The organism is Lentzea albida (assembly GCF_900111005.1).
Lineage (GTDB): Bacteria > Actinomycetota > Actinomycetes > Mycobacteriales > Pseudonocardiaceae > Lentzea > Lentzea albida.
Genome location: NZ_FOFV01000026.1, coordinates 22,972 through 40,898, shown reverse-complemented (window position 1 = coordinate 40,898; position 17,927 = coordinate 22,972). Strand labels below are relative to the sequence as shown.

Below are 17,927 nucleotides of genomic sequence, written 5' to 3'. Positions count from 1 at the left end.
CCGCAGGTGGCACGGAAACGCAAAACAGGTGCTCAAGTGGACTTGAGCACCTGCCACGTAGACGTCGCAAATTTGCGACATTTTCGTGTCCGAGGGGGGACTTGAACCCCCACCCCCTTTCGGGGACTAGCACCTCAAGCTAGCGCGTCTGCCATTCCGCCACCCGGACCTGTTCAGTTGTGCCGCGGCTCGCGCCGTGGTGTGTGCATAGATTACATGATCGTCCGTGCGGGCCAAAATCGGGGGGCCGGTCAACTGTTTGTGCTGGTCAGGGCCCACTAGGGTCGGTACATGAGTGAGTTGACCGGGTGGTTGCTGGACTCCGACCCCGCGGTGCGGTGGCAGGTCGAGCGGGATCTGGTGGGGGCGCCTGAGGAGGTGTGGCGGGCCACGCGGGCGCTGGTGGTGACGGAGGGGTTCGGGGCTCGGTTGCTGGCTGCTCAGGGGGACGACGGGATGTGGGCCGGCGGGGCCTTCTTTCCCGCCGGCTTCGCGGGTGGTGAGGAGGGGCAGCCTTGGACGGCTACGACGTGGTCGTTGACGTCGTTGCGTGAGTGGGGGCTCGATCCGGCTGTGCTGGTGGAGCGGGGGACTGTCGAGTTGCTTGCTGCTGGGTGTCGGTGGGAGTACCAGGACCTGCCCTATTGGGGTGGGGAGGTCGATTGCTGCATCAACTCGTGGACCTTGGGCAACGGGGTGTGGCTTGGGGCGCCTGTGGAGGGGATTGCCGAGTGGTTCGTTGAGCACCAGCTCGCGGATGGTGGGTGGAACTGCGAGTGGGTTGAGGGGTCGGTGCGGTCTTCGTTCCACTCGACGCTCAACTCGTTGAAAGGGTTGCTGGCTCACGAGCTTGCTACTGGGGGGACGGCGGCGACTCGGGCTGCTCGGGAGCGCGGGGAGGAGTACCTGCTCGAGCGCGCGTTGATGCGGCGGCTGTCCACCGGGGAGTTTGTGGGGGAGTGGGTTACGACGTTTCGGTCGCCGGCGCGGTGGGGGTACAGCGTGTTGAACGCCATGGAGTACTTCCGAGCGGCGGGCAGGAAGGACCCCCGGATGGCCGAGGCTGTTGAGGTGATCAGGGGTGCTCGGCAGGGGGATGGAACGTGGCTTCAGGGTGGGCGGCATCCTGAGCGGGTCTGGTTCGAGATCGACGTTGCCGCGGGGGAGCCGTCCAAGTGGCTCACGTTGTACGCGGCCAGGGTGTTGCGGTGGTGGGAGAGTTAGATCCAGCCTCTCGCTCGGGCGACGCGGGCTGCTTCGTGGCGGTTGGAGGCTCCCGTTTTGCCTACCGCTGAGGAGAGGTAGTTGCGGACTGTGCCTGGGGAGAGGGACGCGCGGCGGGCTATTTCGTCGATGGGGGCGCCCTCGAGGGCCAGCTCCAGGACGTCTGCTTCTCGTGGGGTTAGAGGGCTGTCGCCTGCGCTGATGGCCTCTGCTGCCAAGGCCGGGTCTACGTAGCGGCCGCCTGTGTGGACGGTTCGGACCACGGTGGCCAGGACGTCGGACGAGACCGTTTTCGGGAGGAAGCCTCTTACGCCGGCTGCCAGTGCTCGTTTGAGGTGGCCTGGGCGGCCGTGGCTGGTGACGATCATCGTGGAGCAGGACGGCAGCTCCGCGGCCAGGGATTGGGCTACGGAGACGCCGTCCAGGTCTGGCATTTGCAGGTCGATCACGGCTACGTCCGGGCGGACCACTCGGGCTGTGGCCAGGGCTTCTGCGCCTGTGGCTGCTTGGGCCACGACCTCTAGGTCGTCCTCCAGGGAGAGGAGGGCGGCCATGGCTCCTCGGATCAGGTGCTCGTCGTCGGCCAGGAGGATGCGAATCACGGGAGCTCCACGGTCAGGACGAAGCGGTTCGGGGGTTCCGGGGTCGCCGTCACGGAGCCGCCCAAGGCCGCTATGCGTTCGTGCAGGCCCGTCAGGCCGCTGCCGAAGCGGAACGCGGAGGTGGCGACGCCGTCGTTGGTCATGGTGAGCACTTTGCCGCGCAACGTGATCGTGCACGTGCGGGCCTCGCTGTGGCGCAGGACGTTGGTGACGCCCTCGCGGACCGCCCAGCCCAGGGCGCCGGCCGGTTCGCCTTCGAAGGTGACGTCGCCGATCACTCGGCAGTCGATGCCCGCTGAGGCGAGGAGGGAGCGGGCGCCTGCCAGTTCGGCGGAGAGGTCTGCTGTGCGGTAGCCGCTGACGACGGCGCGGAGTTCGTCGAGGGATTCGTGGGCTATGCGGCGGACCTCGAGCATTTCGTCGATGGCCGTGTCTCGGCCTCGGCGGGCCAGTTGGGCTGCCAGGTCTGCCTTGAGGGCTACCACTGAGAGGTTGCGGCCTACTACGTCGTGGAGGTCTCTCGCGAAGCGCAGGCGTTCTTCGGCCACGGCCAGGTTGGCGCGGACCTCGCGGGAGCGGTCCAGTTCCCAGACGATGCGCAGCATCCAGAGTGTGGAGCGGAACGCGCCCACCAGGAACACCAGCATCAAGGTCATGAACAGCGCGTTGCCCGGCGGGGCGGTGAGGAGCATCCACGCGCCGCCTGCCAGGGCGATGACGAGCAGGGTGCGGGGCCGGAGCACCGCGGACAGGGTGGTGATCGCGAGGACCAGGAAGATCACCGAGATGCCGTCGCCGGTGCTGTCCTGCCTGCCGGGCAACGGGTCCGGGTACGCGAGCTGGCCTGCGACCAGGAGGGCGCCGGTGGTGGCCAGGTAGATCGCCACCAGGCGGCGCGGGAACGGGCCGTGGCCCAGGTGGTGCTCGATTCCCACGTGGACCAGGCGGAAGCTGAGCAGCGCGTAGGTCAGCACCGCCGCGATGATCACGATCAGGGCGGCGGTGCTGACCTCGCGGGCGAAGCTGGTGATCAGCAACGGCGGCAGGAACACGAAGCTGAGGTAGAACGTGTAGCGGACGAACAGGTCGAACCGCGCCGCGCTGCCGCGGGACCGCCACCAGCCGAGCAAGTTCACCTCCGAGGATCCCACCGGAAATACCGCTGCACAGCGTAGGTCCCGAGGCCGATCCACACCGCCAGGACGATCAACGGCTTCAGCACGGGGCCGTCGGCCCAGCCGGCGCGCAGGAGGTCGAGCACCGGGGTCAGCGGCAGGTACTGCAGCACCTTGGCGAGGGTGTCGGGCAGGACGGAGAGCGGGAACACCATGCCGGAGCCGAACAGGCACGCCATCAGGACCGGCAAGGACGTCACCTGCGCCATCTCGACGGTCCTCGTGAACGCCGAGGAGGCCGCGGCCAGCAGCACGAAGACCGCCACGCCGCCGAGCACGCCCAGGAGCAGGAACCACGGCCGGGCCGGCAGCTCGACGCCGGTGATCACCGCGACGACCACGCAGTAGAGCACGATCTGGCCGAGCGCCACGACGACGGACGGCAGGGCCGCGCCGGCCAGGATCTCCGGGTCCGTCAGCTCGCCGACGCGCAGCCGCTTCAGCACGAGCTCCTCGCGCCGGGCGACGAAGGTGGTGACGAGGTTGTAGTACACCGCCATCAGCAGCGCGAACCCGATCAGCCCGACCACCAGCGGCACGCCGTCGGCGTCCACCGAGTACAGCACCGGCGCCAGCAACAACGGCAGCAGCAGCGAGTTGAACAGCGCGGTCCGGTTGCGCCAGAACAACTTCAGCTCGGCCTGCCCCACAGCCACGGCCCTCATGCCGCCTCCTCCGCGATCGCCAGGAACGCCTCTTCGAGCGACGCCGACCGGGCGTCCAAACCGGACAGTTCCACGCCGTTGTGGTGAGCCCACACGAGCAGTTCGTGCAGCGTCGACTGCAGGTCGTTCGTCCGCACGGTCACGCGTCCGGACGGCTCCGCGTCGGCCACGACCGGCAACGACACCCCCGCCGGCGGCACGAACGAGATGCGCGACGGGTACGCGTCGACCACCTCGGACACCGTTCCCTGCGCTACGATCCGGCCGCGGTGCATGATCGCGAGCCGGTCGGCCAGCGCCTGCGCCTCCTCGAGGTAGTGCGTGGTCAGCAGCACGGTCACGCCGTCGCGCAGCAACGACCGGATCAGCTCCCACGTGTTGCGCCGGCTCTCCGGGTCGAGCCCGGTGGTCGGCTCGTCGAGGAACAGCACCTCCGGCTTGCCCAGCAACGCCAGGGCGAGGTCCAGCCGCCGCCGCTCGCCGCCGGAGAGCTGCTTCACCCGCACGGACGCCCGATGCACCAGGTCGACGAGGGTCAGCGCCTCCTCGACGGGCCGGGGCGACGTCAGCGTCCCCGCCCACATCCTCGCCGCCTCGGACACCGTGAGGTCCGGCGGGAAACCGCCTTCCTGCAACATCACGCCCATTCGCGGCCGCACGGACGAACGCTCCGCGAACGGGTCGTGGCCGAGCACGCGCACGGTCCCCTCCGCCGGACGCGACAGCCCCTCCACCACCTCCACGGTCGAGGTCTTCCCCGCACCGTTCGTGCCGAGCAACGCGAACATCTCGCCCCGCTCGACCTCAAAGGACACGCCCCGCACAGCTTCGAAACCTCCGCTGTACCGGCGCGTCAGCCCCCGCACCTCGATCGCCGTCATGCAAGAACGATCTCGGGGAACGGCCGCGGGTGGCAGTGCCGTCCCACACCAGTTCCTCATGACAGATGTCATGAGGGCGGGTTGCGCTCGTTAGATTAAGACCGTAATCTCACGGTCGTGCCAAAAAACGCGGATCCCGCCGAACGGCGTCAGCAGGTGGTGACCGCCCTCTACCGGGTGGTCGACGCCGAGGGGCTGGACGCGGCGAGCCTGCCCAGGATCGCCAGGGAGCTCAACGCCACGACGGGCTTGCTGCAGAAGTACTTCCGCAGCAAGGACGAGCTGTTGCTGTTCGCGCAGGACCAGCTCGTGGAGGAGCTGACGGCGAGCGTGCAGGAGGTCCTGAACCAGGAGGGCGGCCTCCAGGACCAGCTGCGCGAGGCGTTGTGTGCCATCGCGCTCGTGGGCGACGCGGCGCGCGCACGGGTGTGGCTCGCGTTCGCGGCGCGGGCCGCGGCGAATCCCGTGCTGCTCGAGCGCCACAAGCAGGGCGCACAGGTGGTCAGGGACCTGTGCCGGCACGTGCTGGAGGCCGCGGGCGTGGACGGCGAGGAGGCCGTCGGCCTCGCGGCACTGGTGGACGGCGTCACGGCGCAACGCGCCCTGGAGCCGGAGGAGATGACCGAGGAGGTGGCGGAGCGGGTGATCGCACGCCACCTCGAACGACTGTGGGGGAGCACGTGACACTGGGACTGGTGGCGGCGCTGGCGGGACTGGCGCTGCTCGACTCGACGAGCATCGGGACGCTGTTCGTCCCGATCTGGCTGATGCTCACCCCGGGCAGGCTGAAGCTGAGCAGGTTCGCCGTCTACCTCGGCACGATCACGATCTTCTACTTCGTCGTGGGCGTTCTCATCGTCCTCGGCGCCTCGCAGGTGATCGACCGACTCGACGGCCAGGTGGCGCTCTGGGGTCAGCTCGTGCTCGGTGTGCTGCTGTTCGCGGTGAGCTTCCGCTTCGACAGCAAGAAGAAGCTCGACACGACCAAGTGGCAGAACCGGGCCAACGGGTCGACCGCGGCGCTGGCCGGGGTCGCGGTGCTGGCGGGCGTGGTCGAGCTCGCGACGATGCTGCCGTACCTCGGCGCGATCGGCATGATGAGCGCCGCCGACCTGAGCACGGGCCAGATCGGGCTGCTGCTCGCCGGGTACTGCCTGGTCATGATCCTGCCGGCGCTGCTGCTGCTCGGCGGCCGCATCGCCCTGCGCTCGAGGATCGAGCCCTTCCTCACCAAGATCAGCACCTGGTTCGCCGAGAAGGGCGCGAGCACGACGGGGTGGATCCTCGGCATCGCCGGGTTCCTGGTCGCACGAGATGCCTTCGTGAGGCTGTTCTTCGTGTGAACCGGTTGGCCCGGTTGGCTGAACGACCCGGTTTCGTTTCGCTTCTACACTCGCCAGGGTGACCGGGCTGGACGATCCGCGCAGATCGGTCCCGCGCGCACTGGCGCCGTTGCTCCGAATGGAAGTCGCACCCGTTTCGGTGAGCATTTTCGACGCCATCGAGAAAGCCATTCCGGAATACAGCGGATTTCGCGACAACGTGGTCGACGGCATCCGGCAGGCACTGGTCAAGTTCGTCGACCGCATCGCCTCGCCGGATTCCGAGCCCGACCCGCACGACGACATCCACCGCAAGCTCGGCGCGTGGGAGTTCAAGTCCGGTCGCAGCCTCGACAGCCTCCAGGCCGCCTACCGCATCGGCGCGCGGGTGGCGTGGCGGCACGTCTGCGCGTTCGCCGAGCAACGGGCGTTGTCGCTGCGCGAGATGTCCGTGCTCGGCGAAGCGATGATCGCCCACGTCGACGAGCTGGTGAGCCTGTCGGTCGAGGGCTACGCGGCCGCGCAGGCCAGTGCCGCGGGCACGCTGGAACGCAAGCGGCGCAAGCTGATGGAACTGCTCGCCGGTGATCCCGCGGGCAACTGGCAGGCGGTCCTCGACGCGGCGCGGGCGGCGGCGTGGCCGATGCCCGAACGGCTGGTGGCCGTGGCGCTGGAGCCGTCCGACGCGCCCGCGGACGGCCTGCCCGCCGACGTCCTGGTCGACTTCGAGGACGCGCACCCGTACCTGCTGGTGCCGAACCCGCCCGCCGGCGCGCGCTGGCTCCGCAGAGCCCTGCCCGGCTGGCGGGCGGCCGTCGGCGTGCCCGTTGATCCGCAGGAGGCGCCCCGGTCGCTGGCCTCGGCACGGCGGGTGCTCGCCCTCGCCGGGGAGCGCGGGCCGGTCGTGCACGCCGCCGACCACCTCGTCGAACTGACCGTGCTCGCCGACGAGTTCCTGGCCCGGCAGCTGGCGCGACGGGCGCTGGAGCCCCTGGCCCCGCTCACCGAACGGCAGCGCACCAAGCTCGCCGAGACGCTGCTGGTGTGGCTGTCGGCGCGCGGCGGGGCCCCCGAGGTCGCCGCCCGGCTGCAGGTGCACCCGCAGACCGTGCGGTACCGGGTGAACCAGTTGGAGGAACTGTTCGGCGACCGGATGCACGACGCCGAGGAACGCTTCACCCTCGAACTCGCCCTCCGTGCGCACTATTTCTTGCGGCGCGACTGACAAACTGCGGAAAGCGATTTCGCATCCGGATGACAAAAGCGTGTTTTCGCTTGCCTCCGGTATTGGCCGATGGTTACTTTACTGACGAGTAAAGCAACACCGCCTTCTTGCAGTTCAATGTCGTACTCCTGGAGGTCCCTGCAGATGAAGACCGGACTTTTCGCGCGCGCCGCCGCAGTTCTGGCGGTCGCCGGGGCGCTGAGCGTGGCGACCGCCGGCACGGGTTCCGCCGCGACCGCCGAGCTGAGCATCACCTACTCCTGCCAGTTCTCGATCGCGGGCACGCACGACGTTCCGTCCGTGGTCAGCTCGCCGAACCTGCCGGACTCGGCGGCCGTGGGCGTGCCGACCGCACCGGCCTCGGCGACGGTGACGTCCACCGTGTCCGACGACGTCCGCAACACGCTGTGGTGGATCGGCGGCCGCTCCGTCGACGGCACGCTCACCACGACCATCGCGGTCGACAACGCCGGCACCACCCAGAACCTCACGTCGACGCTCACCATCCCGAACACGCCGGTGCCCTCCTCCGGCACGTTCCAGGTGGTCGCCTCCGGTTCGTTCCCGGCGCTGACGCTGCCCAACGCGGGCACGACGTCGATCAACCTCGGCAACGCGGACCTCGCCCTGACACCGCGCTACCAGAACGGCGAGCCGACCTGGATCGGCGTCGTCCACGTCCCGTGCACCGTCAAGGCGGGCCAGCCCACCAAGTTCTACGAGTTCCAGGTGGCGTGACACCCGTCCCGTGATGGGATGGCGGCCATGGAGCTCCAGCAGCTGGTGGACCGCATCGCCGCCGAGGTGAAGCCCGGCGGCGCCGTGGCCGACTACATCCCGGCGCTGGCCAGGACCGATCCGCACGCCTTCGGCCTCGCCGTCGCGACACTCGACGGCGAGGTCTTCCGCGCGGGGCAGCACGACAGGCCGTTCTCGATCCAGAGCATCTCCAAGGTGTTCACGCTCGCTCTGGCCCTCGCCGAGAACGACGACGTGTGGACCCGCGTCGGCCGCGAGCCGTCCGGGTCCCCGTTCAACTCGCTGGTGCAGCTCGAGACCGAGCAGGGCGTCCCGCGCAACCCGTTCATCAACGCGGGCGCCGTCGTCGTCACCGACCACCTCGGTCTCGGCGCCTCCGACCGCCTCCTCGGCTTCCTCAGGCAGGAGAGCGGCAACCCCGCGATCACGATCGACCCCGAGGTCGTGAAGTCCGAGCTCGACCACAGCGACCGCAACCGCGCGCTCGCGCACTTCATGGCCTCCTACGGCAACATGCGCAACCCGGTCGACGTCGTGGTGCACGAGTACGTGCGGCAGTGCTCGATCGCGATGAGCTGCGCCGACCTCGCCAAGGCCACCCTGTTCCTCGCCCGCCACGGAGTCCGCAACGACGGCACGCGGCTGCTGGACGTCAGCGGGGCCAAGCGCGTCAACGCGGTCATGCTCACGTGCGGCACCTACGACGCCGCCGGGCAGTTCGCCTACCGCGTCGGACTGCCCGGCAAGAGCGGCGTCGGCGGCGGCATCATCGCCGTCGTGCCGGGGAGGTGCGCGATCTGCGTGTGGAGTCCAGGATTGGACGCGCGCGGCAACTCCGTCGCGGGAGTCGACGCGCTGGACCGTTTCACCACTCTCACGGGCTGGTCCGTGTTCTGACGGATGGTAGGAAGACGGGGTGAGCACAACGGGGAACGCACTGGCACTGGCCGAAGACGAGGCCGTCACGCTGGTCAGCGAGCTGATCAGGATCGACACGACCAACACGGGTGACCCCGCGACGGTGGTGGGGGAGCGCGCGGCCGCCGAGTGGGTGGCCGAGAAGCTGTCCGAGGTCGGCTACGAGACCACGTACGTCGAGTCCGGGGCGAAGGGCCGTGGCAACGTCGTCGCCCGCCTGCAGGGCGCCGACCCGAGCCGCGGGGCGCTCCTGGTCCACGGCCACCTCGACGTCGTGCCCGCCGACGCCTCCGAGTGGTCGGTGCACCCATTCTCCGGTGCCGTGCAGGACGGGTACGTCTGGGGCCGCGGCGCGGTCGACATGAAGGACATGGTCGGCATGACGCTGGCCCTGGCGCGGCACTTCAAGCGCGAGAACGTCGTGCCGCCGCGCGACATCGTGTTCGCCTTCCTCGCCGACGAGGAGGCGGGCGGCCTCTACGGCGCCAAGTGGCTGGTGGAGAACCGGCCCGAGCTGTTCGAGGGCGTCACCGAGGCGATCAGCGAGGTGGGCGGCTTCTCGATCACCCTCAAGGATGACGTCCGCGCGTACCTCGTCGAGACCGCGGAGAAGGGCATCCGCTGGCTCAAGCTGCGGGTCAAGGGCACCGCGGGCCACGGCAGCATGATCCACCGAGACAACGCCGTGGCGAAGCTCGCCGCCGCCGTCACGAAGCTCGACCAGCACCAGTGGCCGCTGATCATCCGGCCGTCGGTGCGCGAGTTCCTCGACGGCGTCACCGAGATCACCGGCCTCGAGTTCCCCGACGACGACGTCGAGGGCTCGATCGGCAAGCTCGGCGCGCTGTCGCGGATGATCGGCGCGACGCTGCGCGACACGGCCAACCCGACGATGCTCTCCGCCGGCTACAAGGCGAACGTCATCCCGTCCACGGCCGAGGCCACTGTGGACTGCCGCATCCTGCCGGGCCGCGAGGAGGCGTTCGACCGCGAGCTCGCCGAGCTGCTCGGACCGGACGTGGAACGCGAGTGGGTCGGCCTGCCGCCGGTCGAGACGACGTTCGACGGCGCCCTGGTGGACGCGATGACGGCCTCGATCACCGCCGAGGACCCCGGCGCCCGCGTGCTGCCGTACATGCTCTCCGGCGGCACGGACGCCAAGTCGTTCCAGCAGCTCGGCATCCGCAACTTCGGCTTCGCGCCGCTGAGGCTGCCCGCCGACCTGGACTTCTCCGGGCTCTTCCACGGTGTGGACGAGCGGGTGCCCGTCGACGCCCTTAAGTTCGGTGTTCGCGTGCTGGACCGTTTCCTGCGCAACAGCTGAGGAGGCCGTCGTGTCCACAGTGGATCTGACCGGTCAGGTCGCCCTGGTCACCGGCGGGGCGGGCGGGATCGGCGCCGCGGTGGTGCGACGGCTCGCGAAACTCGGTGCGCGCGTGGCGGTCGTCGACCTCGACGCCGCCGGCGCGCACCGGATCGCCTCCGCCGTGGACGGCATCGCCATCGCGGGAGACGTCACCGATCCCGCGACCATGCCCGCGGTCGTGGAGCAGGTCGAGAAGGAGCTCGGACGCCTCGACGTCGTGCACCTCAACGCCGGGATCGGAGGTGGCCAGCCCGGGGTGGCCGCCCTGGACCTCGCCCGCTACCGCAAGCTGGTCGGCGTCAACGTCGACCACGTCGTGTACGGCGTCTGCGCGGCCGTCCCGGCGTTGCGGCGCCGCGGCGGCGGGAAGATCGTGATCACCGCGTCGCTGGCCGGTCTCACCGCGATGTCCTCCGACCCGCTCTACACGCTGACCAAGCACGCGGTGGTCGGGTACGCGCGGGCGGCGGGCCAGGCCGTGGCGGGGGAGGGCATCACGGTCTCCGCCCTGTGCCCGGGTTTCGTCGACACGTTGCTGCTGGGCGCGGCGAAGGAGGAGTTCGACGCGGTCGCGTTCCCGCTGCTGACGCCGTCGGACGTCGCCGAGGCGTTCCAGTCCGTGCTGGCCGACGGGAAGCCGGGGGAGGCCTGGGTCATCCAGCCGGGAGGGAAGGCGTCGCCGTACCACTTCCGCGGTGTGCCGGGGGTCGGTGGCGGGCAGATACCGCCGCAGGTGGTGCTCGGCAGCGGATAGGGCGTGTCCGGAACCGGGTTGTCTCGTTAGGACGAACAAGACGACCACGGCGAAAGGACTGCGCATGGTGCTGCTGGAGGACGGGACCGAGCTCAACGTGGTGCGCGCGGGTGACCCGGAGGCACCGGTGACGATCGTGCTCGCGCACGGCTACGCGCTCGACCACCGCAGCTGGCACAAGGTCGTCGAGCACCTGAGCGGGGAGTTCCAGGTCATCGCCTACGACCACCGCGGCCACGGCGGCTCGGCGGCGGCGTCGAAGGAGACGGCGACGATCGAGCAGCTGGGGGAGGACCTCGGCGAGCTCGTCGAACGGGCCGTGCCGCAGGGCCACGTGGTGATCGCCGGGCACTCGATGGGCGCGATGGCGGCGCTTGCGATGGCCGAACGGCGGCCGCGGCTGTTCCGGCAGCGGGTGCTCGGCACCGTGTTCGTGTCGATGGCGGCGAGCGGCGTGTCCGAGACGACGCTGGCGTGGCCCAAGGCCGTCGGCAAGCTCGTGCGGGAGCTGGAACGGGCCTTCGGGCCGATCGTGCGGGCCGTGCGGGAGAAGATCGAGCCCGCCAAGACCGCGGGGCTGCGGTGGTGGCTCTTCGGCGACGAGCCCTCCGACGAGGACGTGGAGCTCACCGCGGACATGGTCTGGGGACACTGGCCGGAGACGGTCGCGCTGTTCCGGCCCGCCGTGGACCGCTACGACCGCGAGGCCGGGCTGATGGTCGCCCAGGAGAAGGCCGTCGTCGCGGTGGTGGGGGACGAGGACCGGCTGGTGCCCGAGGCCGACGCCGTGAAGTTCGGCGGAACGTCGGTCGTCCTGGCCGACGCCGGACATATGCTCCCGTTGGAACGACCGGCGGAGCTCGCGAACCTGATCCGCGAGGTGGCCGCGAAGGCATAGCTGGGGGACCGGTGCAGTACCTGGAGCCGCGGACCGACGTGCCCGCGAAGGACGACTGGTCCACCGGCCTCATCCTGCAGGACCTGCGCTGGGGCGCGAAGGCGCTCGGCGGCATCGCGGTCGTGGCGGGAGCGGGCGCGGTGACGTGCTGGCTGCTGCCTCCGGCGCCGGGCAACATCGGCGCGCTCGTCGTCCTGGCGCTGGTCGCCGTCCTGTGCGGGCTGGGGCCGCTGATGTACCGCGCGGAGACCAGGGCCGAGCGGCGTGGCCTGCTGGAACAGCCGTGGCGGCGGGTCGCGGTGCGGGTGGCGGAGAAGCACGACGACGGGACCGACCGGCTGCTGCTCGACGACGGGGTGGTGCTCCGGGGCTGGTTCGAGGACTTCCCGGACATGGCGCTCGAACGGCAGGAGGTGTTCGTCTGCGGCCCGGACGCCGGTGGCAGGGCCGTCGTGCGCGTCGCCGGGTTCGCGAAGATGGAGAACGCCAAGGTCGACAGGGGCGGGGACGAGCACCCGGTGCGCGAACGGGTCGAGCGGCCCCTCGGCCGACCGCTCGACGACCCGGCGACCGCGAAGGCCTACCGGGGCATGCGGTGGGGAGTGCGGGCGTGGCTGTGGTCGGCCGTTCCTGCGGCCTTCGGCGCGGCGGTGGTGCTGCTGAGCCTGGTCCCGTCCGCACCGGCCGGGCTCGTCGTCGGCGCGCTCGTGCTGGTGGTGGGACTGCTCGGCGTCCATACGTCGGTCGAGATCAGCGGCTGGTACCGCGACGCCGTCACGGCCGTGGACAACTCGGCGCAGTGGACACCGGTGACGGTCACGCTGTTCCCGTGGCAACCCAACCAGCACGTCGCCGGCCTGGCGGAGATGCCGGGCGGGCTCGCGCTGGTGCAGTTCGTGCTGCCGGACCTGAACGTGATCGCGAACATCGCGGACACGGGTGTCATGTGGATCGCCGGCACGCACGACGACGTGATCGCGGTCGGTGTGCCGCGCGTGCCGGTGCTGACGTTCGCCGCCGTCCAGCCGGACCGGGACGTCCCGGAGGAGGACCCGATCCCCTGGATCCAGCGCTTCACCCAACCGGACTTCAGCGGCCTGCCGCGCTAGAGCGGCGCCTGCCCGGCGGCCGGCCGAACAACCGGACGTGCTCGTCGACCAGCCAGTCCTTGAGCGGCGCCCACTCCGGGTGGTGGTTGAGGACGAGCAGGCGGTGCATCCACCAGTTCGGGTCGTCGTGGCGGGGGAACGCGGCGAGCCACGCGGCCCTGCCCTCCTCCGGCAACGCCCACAGGTGCGCCAGCTGGCCCTCGGCGTCCGTGTCCAGTTGGGCGGTGACCTTGCCGTCCTCCGTGTGCCATTCCGCGCGCAGTTCGCGCAACACGGTGAGAGCGCGTTCGTCACCCTCCTCGGCGGTGACGACAACGGTGTGCAGGCCCTGCGCCGCCGCATCGGCGAGCAGGGCACGGGCGGACGTTTCGTCGTGCGGCAGTGCGCTGTGAGCGACCCCGACTTCGTGCGGCACGAGCTCCATGACCCAGAATCTGATCACATCGACAACCAGTTCGGTGAATTTTATTACTTCAGTGTTGACTGAAGAGTCACCTTCCTGCGCTCGGCCCGCCGCGTTGCGTGAAAGTTGTTGTACGGCGCCCGGACATCGACACCGCACAACGTTTTCCCAGTACAAATGCGGTGGAGAGGAAAGGTGGGGGGTTTGTTCAGCAGAGAGGCCTCGGTTCGACGCCGGGGAAGTATTGCTCCCAATGACGAGTGGACAGGTGCGCCGTCGTAGTCGCACACACGCGGGCCGCTGTGGCTTCCACGTCGATGTCCCAGACTCGGACGGTGCGGTCGGCGCCGGTGGTCGCCAGAGTGCGGTTGTCCGGTGCGAAGGCCACACCCCACACCCGCTCGGTGTGACCGTGCAGCACTGCCCGGAGCTGGGGGTTCCGGGGATCGCTCACGGTCCACACGCGGATCACGTCGTCGGTCGTGCCGGCTGCGAGAAGGGTGCCGTCAGGGGAGAAGGCGAGGCGCTGCAGCGGCCCGCCGTCGTTGGGAAGCGTTCCCAGCTCACGTGGGTGGGCGGGATCGCTGATGTCGTACAGGGCACCGCTGCTGTCCTTGTTCGCGAACGCCATGACCGTGCCGTGGATGACCACCGACATGACCTCCTGCCGCCCGGCCTGCCCGCCGCGGCGGATCGGGTCGGGGTTGTCGTCGGTGCGCAGCGGCGGGTGCGCGCGGGGAGAGCCGTGGTCGCTCACGTCCCACAGTTGGAGTTCGCGGGTGCCGTTCGCGACCACGAGCGTCCGGTCGTCCTGGGAGAACTCGATCTGCCACACGGTGTCCGCCGTGGGCACCGCGAAGCTGCCCGTCTTCACCGGGTTCGCGGGATCGGTGATCTTCCAGAGCCCCACGACGCCGTTCTTCTCGGCGACCGCGAGCGTGGTGCCGTCGTGGCTGAACGTCGCGGACTCGATGGCCTGGGCGCCGGTGATCGCCCTGCTGAGCTCTCGCGGCCGCGAGGGGTCGCTGACGTCCCACAGGACGCCTGCGGTGTAGGTCGAGCCGAACAGCAGCTTGCCGCCGGGGTGGACGTCCACGGTGGCCGACTGCTCGGTCGCGGGGAGCTGCGGCAGGTCGGACGCGAGCTCGACGTGGCGGTCCTGCTGGGTCCACAGCTTGATGTCGCCGTCGGAGGACACGGTGGTCAGGAACTTCCCGGCCAGGTCGTAGTCGAGCTTCCAGACCGTCTCGCGGTGACGCGCGGCGTTGAGGTTCGCGACGTCGAGCACGCGGACCTCGGCGTCGGTCGTGGCGGTGACCATCTGCCGGGAGTCGGCGCTGAAGGCGATCGACCAGACCATGTCCGTGTGGCCCGAGATGGTGCTCACGAGGCGGACGTCGCGCGGCTCGGTGACGTCCCACAGGCGGGTGGTCTTGTCGCCGCCGCCGGTGGCGAGGAACCTGCCGTCGGGGGAGAACGCCATCGTGTGCACGGAGAAGATGTGTCCGGGCGCGACGCTGAGCAGCACGGGGTTGCGCGGGTCGCTGGCGTCCCAGATCCGCACGCCGTCGTTCTCGCCGCCGGTGGCGAGCAGGCCGGTGGGGGAGAAGGCGATGCCGTCGGAGGAGACGTCGCCCAGCACCGACGAGATCGTGGAGAGCCTCTCCCCGGTCGCGAGGTCCCAGAGCCGGGCGGAGCCGTCCCAGGAGACCGACGCGACGGTGGTGCCCGCGGCGTTCAGCGCGATGGCGTGCACCGTGTCCTCGTGGGCCTGGATGGTGCGCACGGGGGTCGCCGGGCCGGAGATGTCCCAGACCCGGACGGTCCCGTCCGAACCGGCGCTGACGAGCGTGCGGCCGTCCGGGGTGAACTCGACCTCCTGCACCTGGCCCTTGTGCCCCGTGATGCGGGCCTTCTCGACGGGCTTGCGGGGGTTGGAGACGTCGAACAGGCGGATGAAGCCGTCCCAGCCCGCGGTGGCGACCGTGCGGCTGTCCGGGCTGAACGCCATGCCGTGCGTGGCGTCGTCACCGACGTGCGTGCGGCCGACCTCGACGGGGTGGTAGCGGTCGGTGGCGTCCCAGATGATCAGCGCCTTGTCGTCGGCGGCCGAGGCCATGAGCCTGCCGTCCGGGCTGAACAGGGCGAACGCCACGGACTCCGCGTGGCCCCTGGCGATCGTGACCTGGGGGCCGGCGAACGTGCTCAGCAGGCTGTCGCGTGCGGCGGGCAGCCCCGTCAGGCGGTAGGCCGCGAGGCGGAGCTGGCTCGCCAGCCCGGGATCGCGCGCCTGCACGCCGTTGGCCTCGGCGATGGCCTTCTGGGCGAGCGCGATGGTGCGTTGCTCGGTCGTCTGCCGTTGGGCGCGCACGGCGAACACGGACGCTGAGGTCGCCACGAGCAGCAGTACCGCGAGGAGGGCGACGACCCGGCGCAGGTTCGTGGTGCGGCGCTTCTCGACGGCCTGCTTGTGCTCGACGGCGGCTTTGCTGGCGTCGAGGAACGCCTTCTCGGCGGCGTTGAGCGCCGCCGGCTCGCGCTGGGCCCAGTCGCTCGCCTGGGTCAGCGGCACGCCGCGGTAGAGCGAACCGGGGTCGCGGTCGTGGGCCTCCCAGTCGGCCGCGGCGGCGGTGAGCCTGCGGTGCACGCGCAGGTCGTCGCGTGCCTCGGCGAGCCAGTCCTTGAGGCGTGGCCAGCTGCGGATGACGGCTTCGTGGCTGATCTCGACGCTGTCGTCGTCGACGGTGAGGATGCGTGCGCCGGCGAGGTGCTCGACGACGTCGTCCGCCGCGAGCTCGGAGCGCTTGACGCGCCGCTTGGTGTCCTCGGTGCCCTCGCCGGGGTTCACGAGCCGCAGGAACACCTGGCGTGCCTGGACCTGCTGCTGCTCGTCGAGGCCGGTGAACGCGTGTTCGGCGGTGTTCGCGATGGCGCGGGCGATGCCGCCGCTCTCGTGGTAGCTGGTGAGCGTGAGGGTGTTGCCGCGCTTGCGTTGCCACGTCTCGAGGAGCGCGTGGCTGACGTGGGGGAGCACACCCGGTTCGCCGGTGGCGTCGGCGATGAGGCGGGCGACGAGTCCGGTCTCGAGCGCGCAGCCGACCTCGACGGCGGGCTGGGTGATGGCCTTGCGCAGCTCGTCGGTGGTCATGGGGCCGACGAGCACCTGGGCGTCCTCGACGGCCTTCGCGAGGGCGGGGTAGCGGGCGCAGTGGCCGTAGAAGTCGGCGCGCATGCCGATGACGGTCTTGCCGGTGCGTGCCGTGACGGCGGCGATGAACTCGTCGCGGTGCGGGAGGGCGAAGACCTCCTCGAACTGGTCGACGACCAGCAGGCCCTCGGTCCGGGGGAGCGAGTGCGTGGCGGGGGTGATCAGCTCGCCGGGGGTGCGGGCCAGCAGACCGGCCCTGAGCAGCGACGACTTGCCGGAGCCGGAGGCGCCGACGACGAGCACGGTGTCTTCGTGCTCCAGCTTGCCGAGCAGCTTGCCGACGAGCCGTTCCCGTCCGAAGAAGCGGTCGGCGTCGTGCTCGGTGAACGCCTTGAGGCCTACGTAGGGGGAGACGCCGTTCTCGGGCTGTGCGTCGCTTTCGCCGATCTCGCGCCAGCGCTGTTCCCACAGGTCCTCGTCGCCTCCGCAGGCGCGGACGAACGCGAGCGCCACGGCGAGGGAGGGGAGGCGCTGACCGCGGGCGGCGTCGGCGAGGGTGCTGGCGGAGTAGTGGCTGAGCTTGCCGAGCTCGCGGTAGCCGGGGGAGCCGGCTTTCTCGCGGAGCTTGCGCAGGTCGAACGCGAACTGTTCAACAGGCCCGGCGAACGGGTCGAGCGGTTTTTCCGGGCGAGGCATATCGCAGAGTCTGTCATCCGTTCGTGTATCGTCAAACTCTATAGCTTCAGTGTTGACTAAAAACAACCATCAGTCGGAGCTCGCCCTCACCCGACAAGTAGAGCGTCTCGAACGCCACGAGGTGGGAGCCCCAGTGTTCGGTGCCGGTGGTGGGCGGAAGTGAGGCCGCGGCGTCGTAGCGGTCGGTGAAGGCGGCGCCGGCGGTGATCGAGAGTTCGAACGCGAGCGCGGCGGCGGTGGGATCGCCCAGGTCAGCGGCTGCACGCAGCGCGGCGGCGCGGTCACGGGCGACCTGGTCCCAGTCTGGGTGGTGGGCCTGGGCTCGCGGACCGAACGCGAACCGGACGAGGTTCGGCTCGTCGTCCAGGCCGGAGATCTCGCGGAACCTCGGGGTGCACGCGAGCACGTCGCCCGCGGGGGACAGGACGGCGGCCGCGGTGGGTTCGAGTGCGGCCAAGGTCGCACGCACAGTTGGCCGCAGCGCCGGTGGCGGGGGAGGGGCGCAGGTCGTGCCGGCCTTGATCAACCGGTAGAGGTGGACGCGTTCGTCGGCGGTCATCGCCAGCGCGTCGGCGAGGGCGGACAGGACCTGGCCGGAGGGGGAGCGGTCGGTGCCGCGTTCGAGGCGGGTGAGGTACTCGACGCTGATGCCGGCGCGGTCGGCCAGTTCGCCGCGGCGCAGGCCCGGGGTGCGGCGTCGTCCGGTCGTCGGGGGAGTGGTGGCTTCGCGGCGGGCGCGCAGGAACCGGCCCAGGGCGTTGTCGGCCATGAGCGGCGAGCTT

General features: G+C 70.3%; 17 protein-coding genes and 1 tRNA gene. 10 read left to right on the top strand and 8 right to left on the bottom strand.

Features of this window, described 5'->3' with window-relative positions:
- Positions 1–86 precede the first annotated feature (86 nt).
- Positions 87–169, bottom strand: a tRNA-Leu gene (locus BMY74_RS40455).
- Positions 170–291: 122 nt separating this feature from the next.
- On the opposite strand from BMY74_RS40455, the gene BMY74_RS40450 reads away from it, so the two are divergent.
- Positions 292–1,224 carry a squalene cyclase gene (locus BMY74_RS40450; RefSeq protein WP_089926575.1) on the top strand — a complete coding sequence of 311 codons (933 nt, stop codon included), beginning with the start codon at positions 292–294 and terminating at the stop codon, positions 1,222–1,224.
- On the opposite strand, the gene BMY74_RS40445 is transcribed toward BMY74_RS40450, so the two are convergent.
- From BMY74_RS40445 to BMY74_RS40430, 4 genes are read right to left on the bottom strand one after another with little or no spacing between them, the layout of a single operon-like run.
- Positions 1,221–1,826 carry a response regulator transcription factor gene (locus tag BMY74_RS40445; protein WP_089926571.1) on the bottom strand — a complete coding sequence of 202 codons (606 nt, stop codon included), beginning with the start codon at positions 1,824–1,826 and terminating at the stop codon, positions 1,221–1,223. The two genes, BMY74_RS40450 and BMY74_RS40445, sit on opposite strands and share 4 nt — an antisense overlap.
- Positions 1,823–2,962, bottom strand: coding sequence for a sensor histidine kinase (locus tag BMY74_RS46755; protein ID WP_218159918.1), 1,140 nt, complete (start codon positions 2,960–2,962; stop codon positions 1,823–1,825). The genes BMY74_RS40445 and BMY74_RS46755 overlap by 4 nt, the downstream gene beginning before the upstream one ends.
- Complete coding sequence (locus BMY74_RS40435; protein ID WP_089926569.1) at positions 2,959–3,666, bottom strand: ABC transporter permease; 708 nt, start codon at positions 3,664–3,666, stop codon at positions 2,959–2,961. The genes BMY74_RS46755 and BMY74_RS40435 overlap by 4 nt, the downstream gene beginning before the upstream one ends.
- The gene (locus tag BMY74_RS40430) at positions 3,663–4,547 is read right to left on the bottom strand and encodes an ABC transporter ATP-binding protein (RefSeq protein WP_089926566.1); all 885 of its coding nucleotides are present in this window, start codon (positions 4,545–4,547) and stop codon (positions 3,663–3,665) included. The genes BMY74_RS40435 and BMY74_RS40430 overlap by 4 nt, the downstream gene beginning before the upstream one ends.
- A 117-nt stretch (positions 4,548–4,664) precedes the next feature.
- Between BMY74_RS40430 and BMY74_RS40425 the strand changes: the two genes are divergently transcribed.
- From BMY74_RS40425 to BMY74_RS40385, 9 genes are all read left to right on the top strand, one after another.
- The gene (locus BMY74_RS40425) at positions 4,665–5,231 is read left to right on the top strand and encodes a TetR/AcrR family transcriptional regulator (protein WP_089926563.1); all 567 of its coding nucleotides are present in this window, start codon (positions 4,665–4,667) and stop codon (positions 5,229–5,231) included.
- Positions 5,228–5,890: a GAP family protein gene (locus BMY74_RS40420; RefSeq protein WP_089926818.1), complete on the top strand. Its 663-nt coding sequence runs from the start codon at positions 5,228–5,230 to the stop codon at positions 5,888–5,890. The genes BMY74_RS40425 and BMY74_RS40420 overlap by 4 nt, the downstream gene beginning before the upstream one ends.
- Positions 5,891–5,948: 58 nt before the next feature.
- Complete coding sequence (locus tag BMY74_RS40415; protein ID WP_089926560.1) at positions 5,949–7,094, top strand: PucR family transcriptional regulator; 1,146 nt, start codon at positions 5,949–5,951, stop codon at positions 7,092–7,094.
- 144 nt (positions 7,095–7,238) lie between these two features.
- On the top strand, positions 7,239–7,832 hold the full coding sequence (locus tag BMY74_RS40410; RefSeq protein ID WP_143091916.1) for a DUF6801 domain-containing protein: 594 nt from the start codon (positions 7,239–7,241) through the stop codon (positions 7,830–7,832).
- 27 nt (positions 7,833–7,859) lie between these two features.
- The gene (locus BMY74_RS40405; protein ID WP_089926815.1) at positions 7,860–8,750 is read left to right on the top strand and encodes a glutaminase; all 891 of its coding nucleotides are present in this window, start codon (positions 7,860–7,862) and stop codon (positions 8,748–8,750) included.
- A 19-nt stretch (positions 8,751–8,769) separates the two neighbouring features.
- Positions 8,770–10,095, top strand: a complete 1,326-nt coding sequence (locus BMY74_RS40400; RefSeq protein WP_177230172.1) for a M20/M25/M40 family metallo-hydrolase — start codon at positions 8,770–8,772, stop codon at positions 10,093–10,095.
- Between the two features lie 10 nt (positions 10,096–10,105).
- The gene (locus BMY74_RS40395; protein WP_089926555.1) at positions 10,106–10,891 is read left to right on the top strand and encodes an SDR family oxidoreductase; all 786 of its coding nucleotides are present in this window, start codon (positions 10,106–10,108) and stop codon (positions 10,889–10,891) included.
- A gap of 64 nt (positions 10,892–10,955) precedes the next feature.
- On the top strand, positions 10,956–11,789 hold the full coding sequence (locus BMY74_RS40390) for an alpha/beta fold hydrolase (RefSeq protein ID WP_089926552.1): 834 nt from the start codon (positions 10,956–10,958) through the stop codon (positions 11,787–11,789).
- An 11-nt stretch (positions 11,790–11,800) separates the two neighbouring features.
- A complete protein-coding gene (locus BMY74_RS40385) occupies positions 11,801–12,898 on the top strand; it encodes a hypothetical protein (RefSeq protein ID WP_089926549.1) in 1,098 nt (365 codons plus the stop codon).
- On the opposite strand, the gene BMY74_RS40380 is transcribed toward BMY74_RS40385, so the two are convergent.
- The 3 genes from BMY74_RS40380 to BMY74_RS40370 all read right to left on the bottom strand — a co-directional run bounded on the left by BMY74_RS40380 (position 12,879) and on the right by BMY74_RS40370 (position 17,914).
- A complete protein-coding gene (locus BMY74_RS40380; protein ID WP_089926546.1) occupies positions 12,879–13,322 on the bottom strand; it encodes a hypothetical protein in 444 nt (147 codons plus the stop codon). The genes BMY74_RS40385 and BMY74_RS40380 overlap by 20 nt on opposite strands.
- A gap of 187 nt (positions 13,323–13,509) precedes the next feature.
- The gene (locus BMY74_RS40375) at positions 13,510–17,145 is read right to left on the bottom strand and encodes an nSTAND1 domain-containing NTPase (protein ID WP_089926543.1); all 3,636 of its coding nucleotides are present in this window, start codon (positions 17,143–17,145) and stop codon (positions 13,510–13,512) included.
- 46 nt (positions 17,146–17,191) lie between these two features.
- Positions 17,192–17,914: a helix-turn-helix domain-containing protein gene (locus BMY74_RS40370; RefSeq protein WP_089926540.1), complete on the bottom strand. Its 723-nt coding sequence runs from the start codon at positions 17,912–17,914 to the stop codon at positions 17,192–17,194.
- Between the last annotated feature and the right edge of the window lie 13 nt (positions 17,915–17,927).

What these genes read in the sequence shown, in the direction of transcription:
- BMY74_RS40450 (WP_089926575.1), top strand. Translation starts at nt 292, where the DNA reads ATGAGTGAGTTGACCGGGTGGTTGCTGGACTCCGACCCCGCGGTGCGG.
- BMY74_RS40435 (WP_089926569.1), bottom strand. Translation starts at nt 3,666, where the DNA reads ATGAGGGCCGTGGCTGTGGGGCAGGCCGAGCTGAAGTTGTTCTGGCGC.
- BMY74_RS40430 (WP_089926566.1), bottom strand. Translation starts at nt 4,547, where the DNA reads ATGACGGCGATCGAGGTGCGGGGGCTGACGCGCCGGTACAGCGGAGGT.
- BMY74_RS40410 (WP_143091916.1), top strand. Translation starts at nt 7,239, where the DNA reads ATGAAGACCGGACTTTTCGCGCGCGCCGCCGCAGTTCTGGCGGTCGCC.
- BMY74_RS40405 (WP_089926815.1), top strand. Translation starts at nt 7,860, where the DNA reads ATGGAGCTCCAGCAGCTGGTGGACCGCATCGCCGCCGAGGTGAAGCCC.
- BMY74_RS40390 (WP_089926552.1), top strand. Translation starts at nt 10,956, where the DNA reads ATGGTGCTGCTGGAGGACGGGACCGAGCTCAACGTGGTGCGCGCGGGT.
- BMY74_RS40380 (WP_089926546.1), bottom strand. Translation starts at nt 13,322, where the DNA reads ATGGAGCTCGTGCCGCACGAAGTCGGGGTCGCTCACAGCGCACTGCCG.
- BMY74_RS40375 (WP_089926543.1), bottom strand. Translation starts at nt 17,145, where the DNA reads ATGCCTCGCCCGGAAAAACCGCTCGACCCGTTCGCCGGGCCTGTTGAA.
- BMY74_RS40370 (WP_089926540.1), bottom strand. Translation starts at nt 17,914, where the DNA reads ATGGCCGACAACGCCCTGGGCCGGTTCCTGCGCGCCCGCCGCGAAGCC.